This window comes from Pandoraea vervacti (assembly GCF_000934605.2).
GTDB lineage: Bacteria > Pseudomonadota > Gammaproteobacteria > Burkholderiales > Burkholderiaceae > Pandoraea > Pandoraea vervacti.
On record NZ_CP010897.2, the window covers coordinates 4,867,326 to 4,887,787 of the forward strand.

At 64.5% G+C, this 20,462-nt stretch carries 17 protein-coding genes; 9 read left to right on the forward strand and 8 right to left on the reverse strand.

The genetic code is table 11. The annotated features are described in order from the left end of the window. The first annotated feature begins 137 nt into the window (after window positions 1-137). Window positions 138-539 carry a lactoylglutathione lyase gene (gene gloA, locus UC34_RS21210; RefSeq protein WP_044457084.1) on the forward strand — a complete coding sequence of 134 codons (402 nt, stop codon included), beginning with the start codon at window positions 138-140 and terminating at the stop codon, window positions 537-539. A gap of 94 nt (window positions 540-633) precedes the next feature. Here the strand turns inward: gloA and UC34_RS26065 are convergent, their stop codons facing one another. Continuing rightward, window positions 634-1,107: a rubredoxin gene (locus UC34_RS26065; protein ID WP_072617517.1), complete on the reverse strand. Its 474-nt coding sequence runs from the start codon at window positions 1,105-1,107 to the stop codon at window positions 634-636. A 257-nt stretch (window positions 1,108-1,364) separates the two neighbouring features. Between UC34_RS26065 and UC34_RS21220 the strand changes: the two genes are divergently transcribed. Next, the gene (locus tag UC34_RS21220; protein ID WP_044457085.1) at window positions 1,365-2,255 is read left to right on the forward strand and encodes a DMT family transporter; all 891 of its coding nucleotides are present in this window, start codon (window positions 1,365-1,367) and stop codon (window positions 2,253-2,255) included. On the opposite strand, the gene rsmA is transcribed toward UC34_RS21220, so the two are convergent. From rsmA to UC34_RS21240, 4 genes are read right to left on the reverse strand one after another with little or no spacing between them, the layout of a single operon-like run. Further along, window positions 2,230-3,063, reverse strand: a complete 834-nt coding sequence (gene rsmA, locus UC34_RS21225) for a 16S rRNA (adenine(1518)-N(6)/adenine(1519)-N(6))-dimethyltransferase RsmA (RefSeq protein ID WP_044457086.1) — start codon at window positions 3,061-3,063, stop codon at window positions 2,230-2,232. The genes UC34_RS21220 and rsmA overlap by 26 nt on opposite strands. Window positions 3,064-3,073: 10 nt before the next feature. Next, window positions 3,074-4,147, reverse strand: a complete 1,074-nt coding sequence (gene pdxA / locus UC34_RS21230; protein WP_044457087.1) for a 4-hydroxythreonine-4-phosphate dehydrogenase PdxA — start codon at window positions 4,145-4,147, stop codon at window positions 3,074-3,076. 51 nt (window positions 4,148-4,198) lie between these two features. Further along, window positions 4,199-5,566, reverse strand: coding sequence for a peptidylprolyl isomerase (locus tag UC34_RS21235; RefSeq protein WP_044457088.1), 1,368 nt, complete (start codon window positions 5,564-5,566; stop codon window positions 4,199-4,201). Beyond that, the gene (locus UC34_RS21240) at window positions 5,559-7,997 is read right to left on the reverse strand and encodes an LPS-assembly protein LptD (RefSeq protein WP_052811171.1); all 2,439 of its coding nucleotides are present in this window, start codon (window positions 7,995-7,997) and stop codon (window positions 5,559-5,561) included. Before UC34_RS21240 ends, UC34_RS21235 begins: the two co-directional genes overlap by 8 nt. Window positions 7,998-8,082: 85 nt before the next feature. Between UC34_RS21240 and UC34_RS21245 the strand changes: the two genes are divergently transcribed. From UC34_RS21245 to purH, 7 genes are all read left to right on the forward strand, one after another. Next, window positions 8,083-9,168: an aminoglycoside phosphotransferase family protein gene (locus tag UC34_RS21245; RefSeq protein WP_044457089.1), complete on the forward strand. Its 1,086-nt coding sequence runs from the start codon at window positions 8,083-8,085 to the stop codon at window positions 9,166-9,168. A gap of 10 nt (window positions 9,169-9,178) precedes the next feature. After that, the gene (gene murU, locus UC34_RS21250; protein WP_044457090.1) at window positions 9,179-9,919 is read left to right on the forward strand and encodes an N-acetylmuramate alpha-1-phosphate uridylyltransferase MurU; all 741 of its coding nucleotides are present in this window, start codon (window positions 9,179-9,181) and stop codon (window positions 9,917-9,919) included. A 95-nt stretch (window positions 9,920-10,014) separates the two neighbouring features. After that, window positions 10,015-11,358, forward strand: a complete 1,344-nt coding sequence (locus UC34_RS21255; RefSeq protein WP_335645750.1) for an aminopeptidase P N-terminal domain-containing protein — start codon at window positions 10,015-10,017, stop codon at window positions 11,356-11,358. A gap of 20 nt (window positions 11,359-11,378) precedes the next feature. Beyond that, complete coding sequence (locus tag UC34_RS21260) at window positions 11,379-12,707, forward strand: UbiH/UbiF/VisC/COQ6 family ubiquinone biosynthesis hydroxylase (RefSeq protein ID WP_072617585.1); 1,329 nt, start codon at window positions 11,379-11,381, stop codon at window positions 12,705-12,707. 159 nt (window positions 12,708-12,866) lie between these two features. Further along, window positions 12,867-13,847, forward strand: a complete 981-nt coding sequence (gene dusB, locus UC34_RS21265) for a tRNA dihydrouridine synthase DusB (protein WP_044457091.1) — start codon at window positions 12,867-12,869, stop codon at window positions 13,845-13,847. Next, the gene (locus UC34_RS21270) at window positions 13,844-14,077 is read left to right on the forward strand and encodes a Fis family transcriptional regulator (RefSeq protein ID WP_039393174.1); all 234 of its coding nucleotides are present in this window, start codon (window positions 13,844-13,846) and stop codon (window positions 14,075-14,077) included. Before dusB ends, UC34_RS21270 begins: the two co-directional genes overlap by 4 nt. A gap of 87 nt (window positions 14,078-14,164) precedes the next feature. After that, entirely contained in the window at window positions 14,165-15,730 is a 1,566-nt protein-coding gene (purH, locus tag UC34_RS21275; RefSeq protein ID WP_044457092.1) for a bifunctional phosphoribosylaminoimidazolecarboxamide formyltransferase/IMP cyclohydrolase, read from the forward strand. Window positions 15,731-15,997: 267 nt separating this feature from the next. On the opposite strand, the gene UC34_RS21280 is transcribed toward purH, so the two are convergent. The 3 genes from UC34_RS21280 to UC34_RS21290 all read right to left on the reverse strand — a co-directional run bounded on the left by UC34_RS21280 (window position 15,998) and on the right by UC34_RS21290 (window position 20,454). Continuing rightward, a complete protein-coding gene (locus tag UC34_RS21280; protein ID WP_044457093.1) occupies window positions 15,998-17,068 on the reverse strand; it encodes a porin in 1,071 nt (356 codons plus the stop codon). Window positions 17,069-17,188: 120 nt separating this feature from the next. Then, window positions 17,189-18,214, reverse strand: a complete 1,026-nt coding sequence (locus UC34_RS21285; RefSeq protein WP_044457094.1) for an XdhC family protein — start codon at window positions 18,212-18,214, stop codon at window positions 17,189-17,191. Then, complete coding sequence (locus tag UC34_RS21290) at window positions 18,214-20,454, reverse strand: xanthine dehydrogenase family protein molybdopterin-binding subunit (protein WP_084071062.1); 2,241 nt, start codon at window positions 20,452-20,454, stop codon at window positions 18,214-18,216. The genes UC34_RS21285 and UC34_RS21290 overlap by 1 nt, the downstream gene beginning before the upstream one ends. Between the last annotated feature and the right edge of the window lie 8 nt (window positions 20,455-20,462).

The window sequence follows — 20,462 nt, forward strand, 5'->3', positions numbered from 1 at the left end:
AGCCCCCGCCGCACCGGCGAATGGCGGTGGCCGGCCTCACGTTTCAAGTTAAGAATGGCTCAACGCACCATGAATGATGTTCATTTTCATGGTGACGAGTACAATTGAGCTTTCGTCGTCCCCACACTGAAAACACCATGCGAATGCTCCATACCATGCTGCGCGTCGGCGACCTGCAGCGCTCGATCGATTTCTACACGCGCGTGCTCGGCATGCAATTGCTGCGTCAGAGCGAGAACCCCGAGTACAAGTACACGCTGGCGTTCGTCGGCTACGGTGCCGAGTCGGAGAACACCGTGCTCGAACTGACCTACAACTGGGGCGTGGACAAGTACGAGATGGGCACGGCCTTCGGCCATCTGGCCGTGGAAGTCGACGACGCGTACAAGGCCTGCGACATGATCCGCGCCGCGGGCGGCAAGGTTTCGCGCGAAGCCGGTCCGGTCAAGGGCGGCACGACCGTCATCGCTTTCGTGGAAGATCCGGACGGCTACAAGATCGAGCTGATCCAGAAACACTCGACAAAGGGCGGCCTGTAAGCCGATATCGACTGGCGCTACGTCTGCGAGCCACCTTCGGGTGGCTCGTTTGCATTGGTGCTCGGATCGACCTGCGTCGCGGTACCCGACGCTGTCAGAATTCCACCATCGCGAAATCTTCCTTGCCGACGTCGCATAGCGGGCAGCGCCAGTCGGTCGGGACATCTTCCCAGCGCGTGCCGGGCGCAATGCCGTCTTCGGGATAGCCGGCGGCTTCGTCGTAGATCCACCCGCAAATCACGCAAACCCATTGACGCGATGCCGTTGCGGCGTGCGCGTCGGCGTCATCGGAGGCCGTCGCTGTTGCCTCCCCCGCTTTCCCAGCCTCATCCTGTGTCTGCGCGCGCGCGTGCGCTCCTTGCACGGCGCCCGGATCGAGCAATGTGAAGATCATCGGCGGCTCGGTACCCGAGGTGTCGGTCGTCGATCTGGCCAGATGCGATTGGAGGGATTCGAGAAGCGCCTGCGCTTCGTCGCGGGTCAGGTCGATCCAGAACGGATCGCCTGCGCCGTCATTGAGCCGCGACGGGGAAAACTGCAATTCGACGGCAGAGCCTTTCTTGTACATACGCGTTGATGCTGGTGATGATGGGCACGATCGAAAGGGCAAGCGCCCTCCTCGCGGAGCATGGTATCGGCGCCCGTTCATGGAATAAATCAGCGATTCGGGGAGACATTGTGCCGCATGGCGCAACAATGAGCGCGCACTGACGGCGCCATTACCCGCACTAACTGCACCAGTATGATGCACACGATGTCAGGATCGGTGACAATTGCCGTCACTGCGCAGCGCGTGCGCGATACATCGTCATCCGAATCAATCTCATGAAAACCACTCCGCGTCCGCTCGACGCCACGGCACTGGCCATCATGTTGGGCTTGTGCATGATCTGGGGCGGCCAGCAGGTCGCCGTCAAACTGGCGGTGCCCGTGGTCCCTGCCGTCTTGCAAGCGGGGCTTCGCTCCGTCGTCGCCACCGTGCTCGTCGGCGCCTGGATGCTATGGCGGCGGCAACGCCTGATCAGCGGCGACGGCACCCTCGGTGCGGGCTTGCTCGCCGGTGCGCTGTTCTCGCTGGAATTCCTGTGCATCTTCGTCGGCCTCACGCACACGACCGCCTCGCGCATGGCCGTTTTTCTGTACTCGGCTCCCTGCTTCACTGCCATCGGCCTGCACTGGACCGTGCCCAGCGAGCGGTTGCGTCCCATGCAATGGCTTGGCATGGCGCTCGCGTTCTGCGGCATCGTGGTGGCATTCTCGGACGGCAGCAACACGGACCTCGCGAAGACCTGGCCCGGTGACCTGTTGGGGATCCTCGCCGGGGCATTCTGGGGGATGACGACGGTCGTCGTACGCGCATCGCGTCTGGCCGCGGCCGCCGCCTCGAAGACACTGCTCTACCAGCTCGCGGTCTCGGCGGTCCTGTTGTGCGCGCTGGCGCTCGCGACGGGGAAGGTGCAGATCGAGCCGATGACGCCCACGGTCTGGATCAGTCTCGTCTACCAGTCCATTGGTGTGGCGTTCGCCAGTTACCTGATCTGGTTCTGGCTGCTCACCCGCTACAGCGCCGCGCGTCTGGCCTCGTTCTCGTTTCTCAGTCCGCTTTTCGGCGTGACGTTCGGCGTGCTGATTCTCGGCGAATCGGTCGGCTGGCGCTTCGGTTGCGCCGTCGTGCTGGTGTTCGTGGGTATCAGCCTTGTGAACCGGCGCCGCTGATCGCGCGTGACAAATTCACATATTCGTCGACCGGCACATCTTCGGCGCGACGCGTGAGGTCGAAGCCGAGCGCGTCGAAATCGATCCGGTCGCGATAGCTGTGCAGCGTATTGCGCAGCATCTTGCGACGTTGGGAAAACGCCTGCGCCACGACCGCTTCGAACACATCGAGGTCCACCTCGGGCAAATCGGCCACGGCGCGCGGAATCATGCGCACCACGGCCGAGTCGACCTTCGGCGGGGGATTGAAAGCGTCCGGCGGCACATCGAGCACCTTGTCCATCCAGTAACGGTACTGGAGCATGACCGACAGTCGGCTGTAGTTGCTTGACCCGGCGGGCGCGACCATACGCTCGACCACTTCGTCCTGCAACATGAAGTGCTGGTCGCGCACGAGCGCGGCGTAGCGCATCAGATGGAAGAGTAGCGGGCTGGAGATGTTGTACGGCAAGTTGCCGACGATGCGCAGCGGCGCTTCGTCGCGACGATCGCCCGGCACAAGCGCACCGAAGTCGAAATCCAGCGCATCGCCAGCATGTACGGTGACGCGCTCGCCGAACTTGCGCGTGAGCCGTGCGACCAGATCGCGGTCGAGTTCGACGACGTGCAGATGCGCGAGCCATTCGGTCAGCGGCGTGGTCAGCGCGCCGAGTCCCGGTCCGATTTCAACCATCAGGTCGTCGGTACGCGGCGAGATCGCGCTGATGATCGCGTCGATCACCCCCATGTCGACGAGAAAATTCTGGCCAAAACGTTTGCGCGCCACGTGGCCCTGTTGGACGCCCGTGCGCTTCGATGCGCTACTCATGTGAAATTCCTTATGAACGCGGTTGGGCGGCGGGCGAATCGCTGCTCGTGCCTGCGCTCAGTTGTGCGTGCGTTGCCGCATTGGCGGCCATCGTCGCTGCGGTGCGCAACGCTTCAAGCAGGCTGCCGCTGTCGGCCTGGCCCGTCCCCGCGAGATCGAGCGCCGTGCCGTGATCGACCGAGGTCCGGATGATCGGCAAGCCCAGCGTGACGTTCACGCCTGCGCCGAAGCTCGCATATTTGAGCACCGGCAGGCCCTGATCGTGGTACATGGCCAGAACCGCGTCCGCGCCTTCGAGGTGACGCGGCTGAAACAGCGTGTCGGCCGGATAGGGTCCGCGCGCATCGATACCGACCGCATTGGCGTCCGCCAATGCGGGGGTGATGACGTCGATCTCCTCGCGCCCGAGATAACCCGATTCGCCCGCATGCGGGTTCAGGCCGGTCACGAGAATGCGCGGGCGCGTCACACCGAAATGACGCATCAGATCCTGATTGAGAATGACGAGCGTTCGCAGCAGTTCGTCGCGACGGATCGCACCGGGCACCTGCGCCAGCGGCAGGTGCGTGGTCGCCAGCGCAACGCGCAGTCCTCCGCCCGCGAGCATCATCACCACGCGCGGCGTACCCGTGCGCTCGGCGAGATACTCGGTATGTCCGGTAAAGGCAACGCCACTGTCGTTGATCGTGCTCTTTTGCAAAGGCGCCGTGACAATGGCGTCGTACGTTCCTGCGAGCGCCCCGTCGATGGCGTCGTCGAGCATGGCCAGCACGTAGCGGCCATTGGCGGCGTCGAGACTTCCGGGCGTCACCGGCGCGGCAAGCGGATGATGCACGACGCGCACCGCACCGCTTGCGAGCAGGTCCTGCCACGCATCGCCCAGCCCGACGGCCTGTGCCCGCGCCGCAAGCAACGACGCATCGCCGAGCACGGCAAACCGGCAGCCGGCGAGCGAGGAAGCATCGGAAGGGGAATCAGGCGAAGCGGCGAGGCACTTCACGAGTGCCTGCACCGTCAACTCCGGCCCGACACCCGCCGGCTCACCCGTGGTGATGGCAAGAACGAAGGGCCGGTCGGAAGTCATGCTTGAAATGGGACGAAGGATCGAGTCACGGAGTCACGGCTGGCGCGGCGCTTACTGCTGCGCGTTGCTCAGACGATAGTCGACATAGGCGCTGTCGCGCAGTTGCTGCAACCAGTCGCGGTATTGCTGATCGGCCTTGCGCCCGCGCAGCTCCTGCATGGCGAGGTTGCGTTCCTGATCGCCGGAAACCTGCGACTCGCGATGGCCCAGTGCCTGAATCAGGTGATAGCCGTACTCCGAGCGCACCGGATCGCTGATCTGACCGTCCTTGAGTTCGGACATGGCGCGCTCGAACGCGGGCACCGTCTCGCCGGGCGAAATCCAGCCCAGATCGCCACCCTGCGACGCCGAACCGTCCTTCGAGTTCTCACGGGCCGCGACAGCGAAGTCGAGCTGACCCGCTTCGATCTTCGTCTTGAGATCGAGCAGCTTCTTGCGTGCAGCCTCTTCCGAGACACCGTCACCCACGGGGATCAGGATGTGACGCGCATGGATCTGCGGCACCGTCATGCCCTGATCGCCGCCCTGTTTGCGGGATTCGACCAGCTTGATGACGTGGAAACCGTTGTTGCTGCGAAGCACCTGCGGCACGACAGTGCCCGGCTGCAACTTCTGAATCTGGTTCAGGTACAGGTCGGGAATACGCTCGGGAATACGGAAGCCCATGTCGCCACCGTTCGCGGCATCCGAAGCGTCCGAATACTGTTTGGCCAGCGCGGCGAAATCACCACCGGCCTTCGCCTTGTCCAGCGCCTCGGCAGCCTTCTTCTGCGCGGCGCTGACCTGATCGGCGGACGCACCGTCCGGCACCTTTACCAGAATCTCGCTCAGACGGTATTCCGTCTCCGTCGGCGCAGCCGTGGCGCCGCGCTGTGCGGCGAGATACGAATTGATTTCCGAGTCGCTCACCTGCACCTGGCTGTCGACCTCGCGATCGCGCAGTCGCGCCATGATGATCTGTTCGCGCACTTCCTTGCGGAAGGCATCCCAGGGCACACCGGCCTGTGCGAGACGCGCCTTGTACTGAGCGACGCTCAGACGGTTGTCGGCCGCGATACGCTGCAAGGCCTGTTCGACGTCGGCGTCCTTCACGACGATGCCGACTTCCTTGGCGCGCTGGAGTTGCACCTGCGTGACGATCATCTGTTCGAGCACCTGACGCTGCAACAGGTCGGCGTCCGGTATCGGGCGCTTGGCGAGCGTCAGTTGATGTTTCGCTTCCTCGATACGCGTGTCGAGTTCCTTGCGGGTGATCACGCTGTCGTTGACCACGGCAACGATGGAATCGACCGGACGTGCGGAAGACGCAGGCGCGCCTGCCGCGCGGGCACTGACCGGCGCGGGCTGAGCCACCGCCACCCCGGCGGCGAGACACAGGCTCGCCAGCAGCGAGGCACGCTTCACAAACATGTCATTCATAGTTGCTGAATCGAGAAGGAATCTGGTTCGTCGGCGGCGGCTGATAGCCCGGCACCCCGACCTTGAAGGCTTCTGTGGCGCTGTTGCCGGACTTGGTCAAGCCCTTCAACTCCAACTGCGCGAAGATACGCGAAGTTGTCGTCGTGGCGTTGGTCGCGTAGCGCTGAAGCCCCACCCGGAAGGCCCAGCAGTCGGCATCATACTCGAAACCCGCCAGGGCATCGATGAACGTCTTGTCCGTAATGCTGTAGTTCAGGCGGCCGACGACGCCGAATCGCGGTGTGATCGGCCACTGACCGGAAAGTTCGATCTGGTTGATCGGAGTGACGCCAAGTGTGGTTTGTCCCACCACCGGCGCAGGGTTTCGCAAGTAGCGGTAATACAGATTGAAGACCTTGCGCTCGCCCGGGCGCCAAGTCACACCAACGTCCGATCGGTTGAATTGCGAAGTACTCGGGCTGTACTGGACCGCCGAGCTGAAGGTGATGTTGCTGTACAGCAATGCCGAGCCGCCCACCAGAAAGTCGGACACGCCCGCGTCTTCCGGCACGCCGCCCGGCATCGTCACGCGCGACTGCTGAATGTTGTACCGCTGGGCGTACCAGACACGTCCACGCTCCACCCCCGTATCTGCATCGATCAGACGCGACGTCAGCGCAGCGGTGACACGGTTCGCATCCTGAATGCGATCGACCCCGATGAACGAGTTCTCGCTGAAGATTTCCGCGAGGTTGAAGTCCGCCACCGCGCTATCGAAAATCGGAATCGAGCTCTGATCGCGATACGGCGTATAGACATAAAACAGGCGCGGCTCCAACGTCTGCTTCATCGCCGTGCCGAACAGCGTCAACGGGCGCTCGAACGTCAGCCCCGTATCGAGACTGACCGTCGGCAACGTGCGCGTGATCGACGACTGCATCGTCGAACCGTTCGGATAATTGACGTTGTACGCCGCCGCGTTGAATATGACCTTCGGGACGATGAAATAGCCGGGCGTCAGAATCGGATAGCTCAACGTCGGCTGGGCGTAAATCCGCTCGCCGTTCGGCTGCCCCGTCCATGACGCGATCTGGAAACGGTTGTACCGGATCGGCATGGTGAAATCGAAGCCGTGGAAATCGAGCTTGTTATACGTCGCCGACAGTTCCGGCACCGACTCGTATTGCGGCACGCTGGGCGCAAGCGTCTGATACTTGAGAACACGTGCAAGGAACGCCCAGTCGCCGTAGCTCCACGTCAGTCCAGCTTCGCGACTGTATACGCGTTGCACCCCGGTCTGAAAATTGGTGCCTGCGCCGAAGTCGTCCGGGTAAGTGTCGTCCGACACTTTGGTGAAATTGACGTAGCCATTCACGCCATAGCCTAGCGCCTGGCTATGCTGGAACGTAAATGTGTAACGTGCGTCGCCCGTGACGCGGTCCTTCGGCAGGTATTCGATGTGAAACAGCCCTGCGTACGTCGGCTCGAGATAACGAAAATCGGCCACACCCATCACCCCGCGCTTGGTCATGATGCGCGGCGTGATCGTCAGATCGCGGTTCGGTGCAATGTTGAAATAGTACGGCGTGGCCAGCTCGAAACCCGTGCGACTCGACTGCGTGAACGTCGGCGCCAGAAAGCCGGAGCGCCGCTCGTTCGACGTCGGAAACGACAAATAAGGGCTGGCGAGGATCGGTACACCCTGGAAGAACAGAATGCCGTTATAGGCCGTGCCCTCCTGCTGCTCCTGATCGAACTCGAACTCGGACGCCTTGATGTACCAGGCGGGTGTTTTTCCCTCTTCCGAACATTCGCAGGCGGAGTATGTGCCACGCTGGAGCGTGACGACATTGTTCGCCTCGATATCCGCACGCTCGGACTTCCCGCCGCCGCCCGACACGAGCCGGTAGGTCGGCGTCAACATGTAACCGTCGCCAGCGCTCGTATACATATGCGCTTCGGGGCCGACGAACATATTGCCGCCCTGCGACAAACGCGCGTTGCCGTGCGCTACCACCTCGTCGGTGTCCTGGTCGTACGTCAGGCGATCGCCCTTCACGAACGAACGGTACTTGCGCGCTTCGGCATCGCCGTCGACGGTAGCGTCGACATTGGTCCGACCGGTGAGGCTCATGCCGCGCACGTACATCGGTACGTCTTCACCGTTCGCGAGCGGGTTGTCGACAAGGGCGGGCACCGTACGCAGCACGAGACCATCGCTCTTTGCAATATCGGGAGGGGGAGCTTCCTGCGCACCGGCGAGCGAACACCACACCCCCGGCAAGGAGAGCAGGAGCGCCAGTGGCTTGCGTCGCGTGCGCATCACGCGACGCAGCGAAGAGACTTCATTCGTAAGGACTTGTTTATCCGGCATGTACGCAAACAGCGTGACAATCGTGGCGCCGCTTGCGGGCAGCCAATCCCGCCTGCCCGCAAGGCTTTGCCGGGACATTCGGGACGGTCGATCGAGGTCGAGAAACAGGGCGTCTGGAAAACATGATCGGGTATTATATGGCAAGACGTTTACCGCCCCCATCATGACTGCACATCCCACCGCTTCCGCGAGTGTTTCGAACGCTTCCAGCGCCCTCGCCGACACGACCGATCCCCGCCTGCAAGCGCTGTCGCACTGGCTCTCCGGCCTGTCCGCTCCCTTCTCGCTCGACATGGCCAATTGGTCGCCGGCCTCCGCCGACGCGAGCTTCCGGCGCTACTTCCGCATCGGCAGCTTCGACCCGGCGCATCCGAGCCTGATCGTGATGGACGCGCCGCCGCCACAAGAGGATTGCCGCCCGTTCGTGCACGTTGCCGGTTTGCTCGACGAGGCGGGCCTGCAAGCGCCGAAAGTGCTGGCGGAAGATCTCGCGCAGGGATTCCTGCTGCTCACGGATCTGGGCCGCGAGACCTATCTCGACGTGCTCAACGACGATAACGCGCGAGCGCTCATGCGCGCCGCGCTCGACGCGCTGATCGTCTGGCAGAAGAGTTCCCGCGCCGACGTCCTGCCGGCCTACGACACGGCGCTGCTCCAGCGCGAACTGGATCTGTTCCCCGACTGGTACATCGGCAAGCACCTGAAGGTGGAGCTGAGCGAGGCGCAGCGCGCCACGCTCGATCGCGTCAACCAGTTGCTCATCGAGAGTGCGCTCGCGCAGCCCAGGGTGTTCGTGCATCGCGACTACATGCCGCGCAACCTGATGCCGGGCCTGCCCGGCACCACGGGACCCGGCATTCTCGACTTTCAGGATGCGGTCTACGGCCCGCTCACCTACGATGTCATCTCGCTCATGCGCGATGCGTTCCTCAGTTGGGACGAGGAGCGTCAGCTCGACTGGCTTGCGTACTACTGGGAACGGGCGCGCAAGGCCGGGCTGCCGGTCGACGCCGACTTCGGCGAGTTCTATCGCCAGGCCGAGTGGATGGGGCTGCAACGTCACCTCAAGGTGCTCGGCATCTTCGCGCGCATCAACTACCGCGACGGCAAGCCGCGCTATCTGGCCGACACCCCGCGCTTCATCGAATACGCCCGCAAGGTCGCGGACCGTTACGCGCCGTTGCGTCCGCTGGCCAAACTGCTCGACGAACTGACCGGCCAGCAGGTCGACGTCGGTTACACGTTCTGAGGCCCGCAACATGAAGGCGATGATCTTCGCCGCCGGACGCGGCGAGCGCATGCGTCCGCTCACGGACACGACCCCAAAGCCGCTGCTGTGCGTCGGCGACAAGCCGATCGTGGTCTGGCAGATCGAGGCGCTGGCCCGCGCAGGCTTCACCGATATCGTCATCAATCACGCCTGGCTCGGCGCACAGATCGAGGCCGCGCTTGGCGACGGCAGCGCCTTCGGCGTGCGTCTCGCCTATTCGGCCGAAGCGCAAGCCCTCGAGACGGCCGGCGGCATTGCGAAGGCCCGGGACCTGCTCGAAGGCGACGGCAACATCGTCCTGGCGGTCTCCGGCGACGTCTTCACCACCTTCGATTACGCGACGCTTGCGGCGCCAGCGCAGCGCCTGGCGGCACAGCCGGTACCCGGCATGCATCTGGTGATGGTGCCCAACCCGGCGTTTCATCCGACCGGCGACTTCGCTCTTGACGCCTCGGGCCGTCTGTACGCACGCGAGGCTGCGCCCGCCACCGGCGTACCGCTGACGTTCGGCAACATTGCGCTCTACGACCTGCGGCTGTTCGACGGCATCGCCCCCGGCACACGCATGGCGCTCACACCGCTGTACCAGCGTGCGGTCGCCGCCGGGCAAGCCAGTGGCGAGCGCTTCGACGGCGTCTGGGAGAACGTCGGCACGCCGGCACAACTGGCCGCGCTGGACGCCGAAGTGCGCGCCCGGCACGACCTCGTTCCCGGCAGTAGAATCGCCTGAATACGCGACAGGTCAAACGACCCTAATACGATCGTTGGACGATCTTTGAACGATCCTCGCTCGAACGCCGAAAGAACTACAACCCATCCCCGACAATGGAGCCCGCGATGTCTGATTCCCCGTACCGTGCCCGCCGCGAGCGAGTCATCGAACAGATGCGCAAGGCCGGCGGCGGCGTCGCCATTGTGCCGACGGCCCCCGAAGTGCCGCGCAACCGCGACAGCGACTACCCCTATCGTCACGACAGCTACTTCTATTACCTGTCGGGCTTCACGGAGCCCGAAGCCGTCGTCGTGCTCGATAGCCGTACGGGTCAATCGATCCTGTTCTGCCGTGCGAAGAACGAAGAGCGGGAGATCTGGGACGGGTACCGTTATGGCCCGGAAGCCGCGCGCGAGGCCTTCGGTTTCGACGCCGCTTACGCCATCGACGACATCGACACGCGCTTGCCGCAACTGCTCGCCGATGCCCCCGCCCTCTTCTACGCGCTCGGCGCCTCGGCACAGCAGGACCGTCAGGTGCGTCACTGGCTGAACGCCGTGCGCGCGCAGAGCCGCACCGGCGTGAGCGCCCCGTCGGCGGCCCACGACATCCGCGCGATTCTCGACGAGATGCGGCTGATCAAGGACAGCAGCGAGCTCGACATCATGGCCCGCGCCGGCAAGATTTCGGCCGACGCCCACGTGCGCGCGATGAAGGCGTCGCGCGTCGGGCTGCGCGAGTACCATCTCGAGGCCGAATTGCTGTACGAATTCCGTCGCCACGGTTCCCAGTTCCCGGCGTACGGTTCGATCGTCGCCACCGGCGCGAACGCGACCATCCTGCACTACCGCGCGGGCGACGCAGAACTGCGCGACGGCGACCTCGTGCTGATCGACGCGGCCTGCGAACTCGACGGCTATGCCTCGGACATCACCCGTACCTTCCCGGCCAACGGCAAGTTCACCCCCGCGCAGCGCGAGCTGTACGACATCGTGCTGGCATCGCAGCAGGCAGCCATCGACGCCACCCGTGCGGGCGCGCGCTTCGACGCCCCGCATGACGCCGCCGTACGCGTGCTCGCGCAGGGCATGCTCGATACGGGCCTGCTCAAGCGAGACACCGTGGGCAGCCTTGACGATGTCATCGCCAACAAGTCATTCAGCCGCTTCTACATGCACCGTACGGGCCACTGGATCGGCATGGACGTGCACGACTGCGGCGAATACCGCGAAGACGGGCCGAACGGCGAACGCCCGTGGCGAACGCTGGCGGCGAATATGGTCACGACCATCGAGCCGGGCATTTACGTACGTCCCGCGCCGGATATCGATGAGCGGTACTGGAACATCGGCATCCGGATCGAGGACGATGCGGTCGTCACCGCGCAGGGCTGCACGCTGCTCACGCGCGACGTGCCGGTCGACGCCGACGAAATCGAAGCGCTCATGCGCGGTTGACGCCGGGCGCCCCGCCACCGATGACGAACGCCCAGACTTCCGGCAAGCTCGACACAGTCGACGCACTCGACACGTGCCCACCGGACCCGCGTCCGGCCGGGCGCTTCGACCTCGCGATCGTGGGCGCAGGCCCCGTCGGCACGACGCTCGCCCTGCTGCTCGCGCAACGCGCACCGCACCTGCGTGTTGCGCTCATAGACGCGCGCGGCCCCCAAACCGGGTACGACGATCCGCGCACGCTCGCCCTCTCGCACGGTAGCCGGGAAATTCTCGCGCGCGCAGGCGCGTGGCTGCACGACCGGACAGCGCTTGAGGCCACACCCATCGAGCACATCCACGTTTCGCAGGCGCAACGCTTCGGCAGCACCGAAATCGACGCGCGCGAACACAACGTGCCAGCCCTCGGCTATGTCGTGCGATATGGCGCTCTGATGCACGCGCTCGACGACACGACGGCGCAACTCGCCTCCCGCGTCGAGCGCCTGCCGGTCGACACCTCGCTGACGGTGCTCGATGACGGCGCCCCAGGCCTGCATCATTTCCGGGGGTTCCGTGCCATTGCGCTGCGCCAGGACTCGCAACAGGTCACGATCACGCTCGGCACGTCCGGCGACGATCATGCCTGCACGCTGCACGCCACGCTCGCCGTCAACGCCGAAGGCGGTCTGTTCGAAGGACAGGCCTCGCGCCCTCGCGCCCGGGATTACGGTCAGACCGCGCTCGTCGGTTTCGTGAACTGCGAGCGCCCGCGTATCGGCTGGGCCTGGGAGCGTTTCACGCCGGACGGCCCGCTCGCCCTTCTGCCGCAGGAAAACGGCTATGCGCTCGTGTGGTGTTGCGCTCACGACGAGGCCAAACGGCGCCGTGAACTCGACGACGCCTCGTTCCTCGCCGAGTTGCACGAGGCGTTTGGCGACAGAATGGGCCGATTCACATCGATCAGTGCGCGCGCAGGTTTCCCGCTCGGGCTGAACGCCCTGGGACAGGTGGTCGACGCACGCGTCGCGGCCATCGGCAATGCCGCGCAAACGCTGCATCCGGTCGCCGGCCAGGGGCTGAACCTCGGTCTGCGCGACGCCTTCGACCTCGCCGACACGCTCGTTCGGCACGCCCGCACGGCCACGACGCCGCGTGCCGTGCCTGGCCCCGCCGCACTGCGAGCCTTCGCCCGCCGCCGTCGCACCGACCGGGGACTCACGATTCGTATCACGGATGCACTGCCGCGCATCTTCGGCATCGACGCCACACCGGTCGCCCTGCTGCGCGGCATCGCGCTCGCCGGTCTGGACCTCGTCCCGCCGCTCAAAACGGCCTTTGCCCGTCAGATGATGTTCGGCCAGCGGGGCTGAGTCCGGGACATTTCCGAAGGGATCCCCAGGAAGATTGCACAATTTTTAGGCGACAAGGACGGGTTTTCGCCGTAAAATAGCGATCTTTTTCCCGGCTGTTCCCCAGACATCGTGCGTATCGGTCCACACGAACTCCGCAATAACCTGTTCGTCGCCCCCATGGCGGGTGTGACGGACCGGCCTTTCCGCCAGTTGTGCAAACGACTGGGCGCGGGCTATGCCGTCTCGGAGATGGTGGCGTCCAACGCCCAGTTGTGGAAAAGCGAGAAGACGATGCGCCGCGCCAACCACGCGGGCGAAGTCGCGCCGATCTCGGTGCAGATCGCGGGCGCAGACCCGGCGATGATGGCCGAGGCCGCCCGCTACAACGTCGAGCGTGGCGCCCAGATCATCGACATCAACATGGGATGTCCGGCCAAGAAGGTCTGTAACGTGGCCGCAGGTTCGGCGCTATTGCAGAACGAACCGCTCGTCGCCCGTATCGTGTCCGCCGTCGTCGGCGCCGTGGGCGACGTGGTGCCGGTCACGCTGAAGATTCGCACGGGCTGGGACCGCGAGCACAAGAATGCACTCACCGTCGCGCGGATTGCCGAAGAGTGCGGCATCAGCATGCTCACGGTGCACGGCCGCACGCGTGCCGACCTCTACCATGGCGACGCGGAGTACGAAACCATCGCCGCCGTGAAGGCGGCGGCGCGCATTCCGGTCGTGGCCAACGGCGACATCACGTCCGCGCAAAAGGCCAAGCACGTGCTCGACGTCACGGGCGCCGACGCCATCATGATCGGCCGGGCCGCGCAGGGGCGGCCATGGCTGTTCCGCGACATCGAGCTCTTTCTCACGACGGGCGAGATCGCATTGCCGCCGCGCGTCGACGAAATCCAGCAAATCATGAACGAACACCTCGAGGACCATTACGAGTTCTACGGGGAGTACACCGGTGTACGTACCGCGCGCAAGCATATTGCGTGGTACTCGCGTGGCCTGCCGGGGGCAGCCACATTCCGTCAGCGGATGAATACGCTGGACACCACGCAGGAACAGTTGGCTGCGGTCAACGCGTTTTTCGAAGAGCAGAAGGTGCACTCGGACCGCCTCTGCTATGAACAAGAATCTCCGAGGGAGCTATTAGCCGCATGAGCAAAGCAAACATAGAACAATCGGTGCGCGACAGTCTGGATATGTACTTCCGGGATCTGGACGGCGCACGCCCCCATGATGTCTACGACATGGTCGTTTCCGTCGTCGAAAAGCCCCTGCTCGAGTTCGTCCTCGGCAAGGCCGACGGCAACCAGTCGCTCGCTGCGGAGTATCTGGGGATCAACCGCAACACGCTGCGCAAGAAGTTGCAGCAGCACGGCCTGCTGTAAAGGCAGCCCCCGCCCGGGCTGCCGGCCCGGCCGGTCTCGCCCGCGAGCGTTCACCCGCCCGTTTTTGCCGCTTCACTACCGTCCGTCATGATCAAGCAAGCTCTCATCTCCGTCTCCGACAAGACCGGCATCGTCGACTTCGCCAAGTCGCTCGCCGCCCAGGGTGTGTCGATTCTCTCCACCGGCGGCACCGCCAAACTGCTGGCCGACGCTGGCCTGAAAGTGACCGAAGTGGCCGACTACACCGGCTTCCCGGAAATGCTCGACGGGCGCGTGAAGACGCTGCACCCGAAGGTGCACGGCGGCATCCTGGCGCGCCGCGATCTGCCCGAACACATGGCTGCGCTCGATCAGCACGGCATTCCGACGATCGACCTGCTCGTGGTGAACCTGTACCCGTTCGTGCAGACGGTGGCCAAGGACGACTGCTCGCTCGAAGACGCCATCGAGAACATCGACATCGGCGGCCCGACCATGCTGCGCTCGGCGGCCAAGAACCATCGTGACGTCACCGTGATCGTCGACCCGGCCGACTACGGCGTGGTGCTCGACGAAATGAAGGCGAACGGCAACACCGTCGGCTACGCGACGAACTTCCGTCTGGCGACCAAGGTGTTCGCGCACACCGCGCAATACGACGGCGCGATCACCAATTACCTGACAAGCCTGGGCGAGTCGCTGCGTCACAGCGAGCGCTCGGCCTACCCGGCAACGCTGAACCTCGCCTATACCAAGGTGCAGGACATGCGTTACGGCGAGAATCCGCATCAGAGCGCCGCGTTCTACCGCGACATCACCACACCCGAAGGCGCCCTGGCGAACTATCGTCAGTTGCAGGGCAAGGAACTGTCGTACAACAACATTGCCGATGCCGACGCCGCCTGGGAATGCGTGAAGACGTTCGAAGCGCCGGCCTGCGTGATCATCAAGCACGCGAACCCGTGCGGCGTGGCCGTGGCAGCATCGCCCGCCGAAGCGTACGCCAAGGCATTCCAGACGGATCCGACCTCGGCGTTCGGCGGCATCATCGCCTTTAACCGCGAAGTCGACGAAGCCGCAGCGCAAGCCGTGGCGAAGCAGTTCGTGGAAGTGCTGCTCGCGCCGTCATTCAGCGAAGCCGCGAAGCAGGTCTTCGCCGCCAAGCAGAACGTGCGTCTGCTGGAAGTGCCGCTGGGCAATGGCGTGAACCAGTACGACTTCAAGCGCGTTGGCGGCGGCCTGCTCGTGCAGTCGCCGGATGCGAAGAACGTGGCGCCGCACGAACTGCGTGTGGTCACGAAGCGTCACCCGACGCCGAAGGAAATGGAAGACCTGCTGTTCGCATGGCGTGTGGCGAAGTACGTCAAGTCGAACGCCATCGTGTTCTGCGCCGGCGGCATGACGCTGGGCGTGGGCGCAGGCCAGATGAGCCGCGTCGACTCGGCCCGTATCGCAAGCATCAAGGCGCAAAACGCCGGTCTGTCGCTCAACGGCTCGGCCGTGGCCTCCGACGCCTTCTTCCCGTTCCGTGACGGCCTCGATGTGGTGGTCGATGCCGGCGCGACGTGCGTGATTCACCCGGGCGGTTCGATGCGCGACGACGAAGTCATCGCCGCGGCCGACGAGCGCAATGTCGCCATGCTGATGACGGGCACGCGTCACTTCCGCCACTAAGCGACCACCACGCCCTGCCGGACTTCCCCGCGCTGGCCCTCATCCGGCCATGCGCGCAGACGGAAGACCGAAACGCAAAAAGGACATCCTCGGATGTCCTTTTTGTGTGGCGCGCGACGCATGTGATGACAACCCGCATCGGGCTTGCGCCCGGCGCCGAACCGGCACCGGGCGCGTCCGACACTTCCGGCGACGCTGCCCCCCCGGGTCGACGTCGCACGACGAAGCGGTGACGGTTCCGCCTCTGAAGCCTTGCGTGAGTTGCGCTCAGAAGTAGTGCGCGAGACCCACGGCCACGCCCACCTGATTGCTGCCCGGCACGATAGTCATGCCGTAGCCGGTCACGCCGAGGTTCGAGCCGTTCTGGTTGCGCGAGAAGCCGACTTCCGCAAACAGCTGCGTGCGCTTGGAGAGCAAATACGCCGCGTTGGCCGCCAGCAGGTAGGGATGCTGGTTCGCCGAGGTGATGTTGTTGTAGTAGATCGCGCCCGAGAGAATCACTTCGGTCACCGGCCGGTATTGCAGGCCCGCGAAGTACAACTCGTTGCGCCCGGCCACGCCCGGCACTTTGCTCAGGTACCACTGATAGCCGATGTAAGGCTTCCAGTTGCCGATGGCATAACTCGCACCCGCTGCCACGCGCTGCGTCGTGGCGCCCTGCGTCGCGACGGACGTACCCTGTTGCTGATCGTAAGCCACCGAAACATTGAGCGGTCCGTTGGCGTAACCCAGCGACACGCCATACTCCTTGCCGACGCGCCATTCGCCCGGCACCTGTCCGCCATTGGCAATGCTCGCGTCATAACCCGTCGAGAACAGCCCGGCGATCTTCACGCCACTGAAGTTGCCCGCGTACTTGATCGAGTTGTCCGCCTTGCCGACGAACTGCGGATCGAGCGCCGGGAGCGCGTAGCTGTAGTAGCTCATCGGATCCAGTTCGAGAAAGGCGTCGTAGATCAGATTCTTCTGACGGCCAAGCGTCAACGCGCCCCATTCGTTCTGCAAACCGACGTAGGCCTGACGGCCGAACATCCGTCCGCCTTGCTGCAACTGCCCCGTGTTGAGGTTGATACCCGCTTCGAGTTGCATGATGGCCTTGAGACCACCGCCGAGGTCTTCGGAACCCTTGAAGCCGAAGCGATTCGGTGCCTGCGAGCCGTTACTGGCGCGCAGCAACGACGACTTGCTTCCGTTGGCGTTGACACCCGCGTTGCTCAGGTACTCCACGCTGTTATCCAGAATCCCGTAGATCTGCAACCCGTCAGCCTTGGCGCCACCCGCTGCGAACGCCAACGCCAACGCCATCGCCATCCAGATCTTGCGCTTGCTGTGTTTCATGACATTCCCTTGTTTATATTGGACTACGAATTACACCGCCGTCATGCACTGCGAGACGGCCGCGCCTTACGCCTCATGCGGGCGCTTCGGCACGCGGCCGCTGGGGGGAGCGTTACGATCTCAGGCCGCGCATATCCGTGGCGAGGGATCGGCGCGACGCGCCGACTGGCTACCCGACGAAAGGTCGACAGAGAGGTCGACGCCGTTTCTCAATGCCGTCATCTCGGCGAGGATGGCCAGCGCGATCTCCGGCGGCGTGCGCGCACCGAGCGGCAAACCGACGGGGCCATGCAGGCGGTCGATTTGCGCGGCGCTCAGATCGAACATCGCCAGCCGTTCGCGGCGCGACGCCTGATTGCGCCGCGAACCGATCGCGCCGACATAGAACGCATCGGACTTGAGCGCTTCGAGCAACGCCATGTCGTCGAGCTTGGGATCGTGCGTGAGCGCGACGATGGCTGTATTGCCGTCCGGACGCAGGCGCACGATCAGGTCGTCGGGCATCTCTGTCGAGCGTGTGACGTGCGGTGTCTGCGTCGGCTCGATCGCCATGTCGTGGATATCGCGCGGATCGCAGATCACGATCTGATAGCCGAGCGGCACGGCCATGCTCACAAGGTGACGGGTCAGTTGTCCGTCGCCGATCACGATGATTCGCCAGCGCGGGCCGAACGGCACGCTCAGGCGCGCAGGCGTGTACGCGAACGCCACCGGTTGCGAGGCCGTTCGCACACGCGCCTGCCCGGTGCGCAAGTCGAGCTCGCGCACCCCGAGATGTCCGGCGGCAATGGCTTTGCGCATGGCGTCGAGTTCGCTGCGCGGTGTCACGTGCTCGATGACGAGTTCGAGCGTTCCGCCGCAGGGCAGGCCGAATCTGTGGGCTTCGTCGGCGCTCATGCCATACGTCTGCACATGCGGACGCAAGCCCGGGCGAAAGCCGGCGGCGACCTTGGCGAGCAAGTCGTCCTCGATGCATCCGCCCGACACCGAGCCAGCCACCCGGCCACGCGTGGTCAGCGCCATCAGGGCGCCGACCGGGCGCGGCGCCGAACCCCAGGTGCGGGCAACACTCGCGAGCAGGACATCGTCGCCCTGCGACTGCCAGCGTGCGACGGCGTCCAGCACCTCGGCGTCGAGCCCGTCCATTACACGTGGCCCTTTCCAGAGGACGAGGGCGAGGACGCCGCCGTCGCCAGCGCACGCGCCTCGGTCACCGTCTGCGGCAACGGCATGGTGCGCGCCCGCACGCCCGTGGCGCGACGAATCGCCTGCGCCACGGCCGGCGCCATCGGCGGCAGCGAGACTTCCCCGCAGCCCTGCGGCGGACGGTCGCTGGGCAGGATCACCGTTTCGACTTTCGGCATCTCCGCGAGATACAGCAGCGGATAATCGCCAAAGTTGCTTTGCTCGACGCTTCCGTTGGCGAACGTGATCTGACTCTTGAAGGTGTTGGTCAGCGCGAAGCCAATGCCGCCTTCGATGTTCGCCCGGATGAGGTTCGGGTTGATCGCACGGCCGCAATCCACGCCGCACACCACGCGTTCGATCTTGAAGCGATCGTTCACGACACGCATCTCCACCGCGAGCGCAACATACGTCGAGAAAGCCGCGCCGCGCCCCGTGTAGGTGCAATAGCCGAAGCCGCGATGCACACCGGGTTTCGCCTTCGCCTGCCATCCTGCCGAGCTCACCGTGGTGTCGATCACACGTATGGCAAGCGGGTCGTGCCGGAGCAGTCGCCTGCGATAGTCGATGGGATCGACGCCCGCCGCTTCCGCCATCTCGTCGATGAAACTCTCGAGAAAGAACACGCTGGAGGTCGACCCGACTGAGCGCATGAAGCTCACGGGAATGTTCGGCTGCGGCACGTCGATGCCTTCGACGAGCAGGTTCGGCACCGCATAGACCAGGTCGTAGAGACCATCGAGCATGGTCTCGTCGTAACCGGCCTTCTCGTAGTGGTCCTTCTTGATGACGTTGTACATCGACTGCCCGGCCACGCGCATATGCATGGCCCTGGGCAATCCGTCGTTGCCGAGCACCGCCTGGAAGCGACCCGACGCGCACGGGCGATAAAAGCCGTGACGAATGTCGTCTTCTCGCGAGCGAATCACCTTGACGGGACGTCCCACGGCAGCCGACGCCACGGCCGCATGAATAACGAAGTCCGGCACATACTTGCGCCCGAAGCTGCCGCCGAGGAACGTGGTGTGCACGATGACCTTCTCCGGCGGCAATTTGAAAAAGCCCCCGAGCGCCCAGCGTACCTTGTCCTGCCCCTGAATCGGCCCCCAGACTTCGATCTCGCCCTTGTCCTTTCGCACATGCACGGTGGCGTTCACGGGCTCCATCGTCGCGTGGACGATGTAGGGCGAGTGGTATTCCCCGGTGACGACCTTGCCGCCCGCTGCGATCAATCCCTTCGCGTCGCCGATGTGGGTGGCGACGCCGCCCTTTGCGTGCAGCAACGCCTCGCGACGTTGCGAGAGAATCGTCGCGCTGTCGGCGGCAGGCCCGGCCTTCCATTCCACGTCGAGTGCGTCGCAGGCCTTCTTCGCGCGCCAGTAGTCTTCGGCCACGACGATCACGGCGTCCTTGGCGAGCACCACGTCGTGCACGCCTTTGCGTGCCTTGATCTCGTCGCGATTGCGCACGGACAGCGGCGTACCGCCGGAGGTCGGCGCCATTCGGACCGCGCCGACGAGCATGTCCGGCACTTTCACGTCGACGCCGAAGATCGCCGAGCCATCCACTTTCGACGGCGTATCGAGGCGCGCGACCGATTTGCCGATCAACGCATGTGCCGCCTCGTTCTTGAGACGGGGATGCGGGTTAAGCGGCCAATTCGCCGCTTCAGCGACGAGCTCGCCGTATCCGAACGAACGACCCGATTGCGGATGCATGACGCGGCCATCGCGCGTGACGCAATTGGTCGTGCGAACGCCGAAGCGGCGGGCAGCGACGCTCACGAGCGCTTCGCGCGCCTGTGCCCCGGCAATGCGCAGGCGCTCGTAGAACAACGTGGCGGACATCGACGCGCCGACGAACTGCTGCAACGCTTCGTTCGCCGCAGCGGTCCGGTACGCGTCGCGCCCCGTCACAAATTCCACGCGCACGCGCCGCCAGTCGGCGTCGAGTTCGTCGGCCAGTACCTGCGGCAAGCCGGTGTACACGCCCTGGCCCACTTCACACTGCGAGAGGCCGAGAACGGTCGTGCCGTCGGGATCGATGCGAATCCAGTCGTTGATTTCGACAAGGTTGTCCCCGGCGGCATGTGCCTCGGGACTGGCCAGCCACGATGCCGAGAGCGGAATCATGAGACTGCCTGCGGCCAGCGACATGCCTTTGAGCCACTGGCGGCGTGAGTGCGAGGTCGGTGAGTCCATGGGGCTGG

Coding starts and splice junctions, on each gene's coding strand:
- murU (WP_044457090.1), top strand. CDS start 9,179: ATGAAGGCGATGATCTTCGCCGCCGGACGCGGCGAGCGCATGCGTCCG.
- dusB (WP_044457091.1), top strand. CDS start 12,867: ATGGCGGGTGTGACGGACCGGCCTTTCCGCCAGTTGTGCAAACGACTG.
- purH (WP_044457092.1), top strand. CDS start 14,165: ATGATCAAGCAAGCTCTCATCTCCGTCTCCGACAAGACCGGCATCGTC.
- UC34_RS21290 (WP_084071062.1), bottom strand. CDS start 20,454: ATGGACTCACCGACCTCGCACTCACGCCGCCAGTGGCTCAAAGGCATG.
- UC34_RS21270 (WP_039393174.1), top strand. CDS start 13,844: ATGAGCAAAGCAAACATAGAACAATCGGTGCGCGACAGTCTGGATATG.
- UC34_RS21255 (WP_335645750.1), top strand. CDS start 10,015: ATGGAGCCCGCGATGTCTGATTCCCCGTACCGTGCCCGCCGCGAGCGA.
- pdxA (WP_044457087.1), bottom strand. CDS start 4,147: ATGACTTCCGACCGGCCCTTCGTTCTTGCCATCACCACGGGTGAGCCG.
- UC34_RS21285 (WP_044457094.1), bottom strand. CDS start 18,214: ATGGACGGGCTCGACGCCGAGGTGCTGGACGCCGTCGCACGCTGGCAG.
- UC34_RS21245 (WP_044457089.1), top strand. CDS start 8,083: ATGACTGCACATCCCACCGCTTCCGCGAGTGTTTCGAACGCTTCCAGC.
- UC34_RS21260 (WP_072617585.1), top strand. CDS start 11,379: ATGACGAACGCCCAGACTTCCGGCAAGCTCGACACAGTCGACGCACTC.
- UC34_RS21280 (WP_044457093.1), bottom strand. CDS start 17,068: ATGAAACACAGCAAGCGCAAGATCTGGATGGCGATGGCGTTGGCGTTG.
- gloA (WP_044457084.1), top strand. CDS start 138: ATGCGAATGCTCCATACCATGCTGCGCGTCGGCGACCTGCAGCGCTCG.
- UC34_RS21220 (WP_044457085.1), top strand. CDS start 1,365: ATGAAAACCACTCCGCGTCCGCTCGACGCCACGGCACTGGCCATCATG.
- UC34_RS26065 (WP_072617517.1), bottom strand. CDS start 1,107: ATGTACAAGAAAGGCTCTGCCGTCGAATTGCAGTTTTCCCCGTCGCGG.
- rsmA (WP_044457086.1), bottom strand. CDS start 3,063: ATGAGTAGCGCATCGAAGCGCACGGGCGTCCAACAGGGCCACGTGGCG.
- UC34_RS21240 (WP_052811171.1), bottom strand. CDS start 7,997: ATGTCCCGGCAAAGCCTTGCGGGCAGGCGGGATTGGCTGCCCGCAAGC.
- UC34_RS21235 (WP_044457088.1), bottom strand. CDS start 5,566: ATGAATGACATGTTTGTGAAGCGTGCCTCGCTGCTGGCGAGCCTGTGT.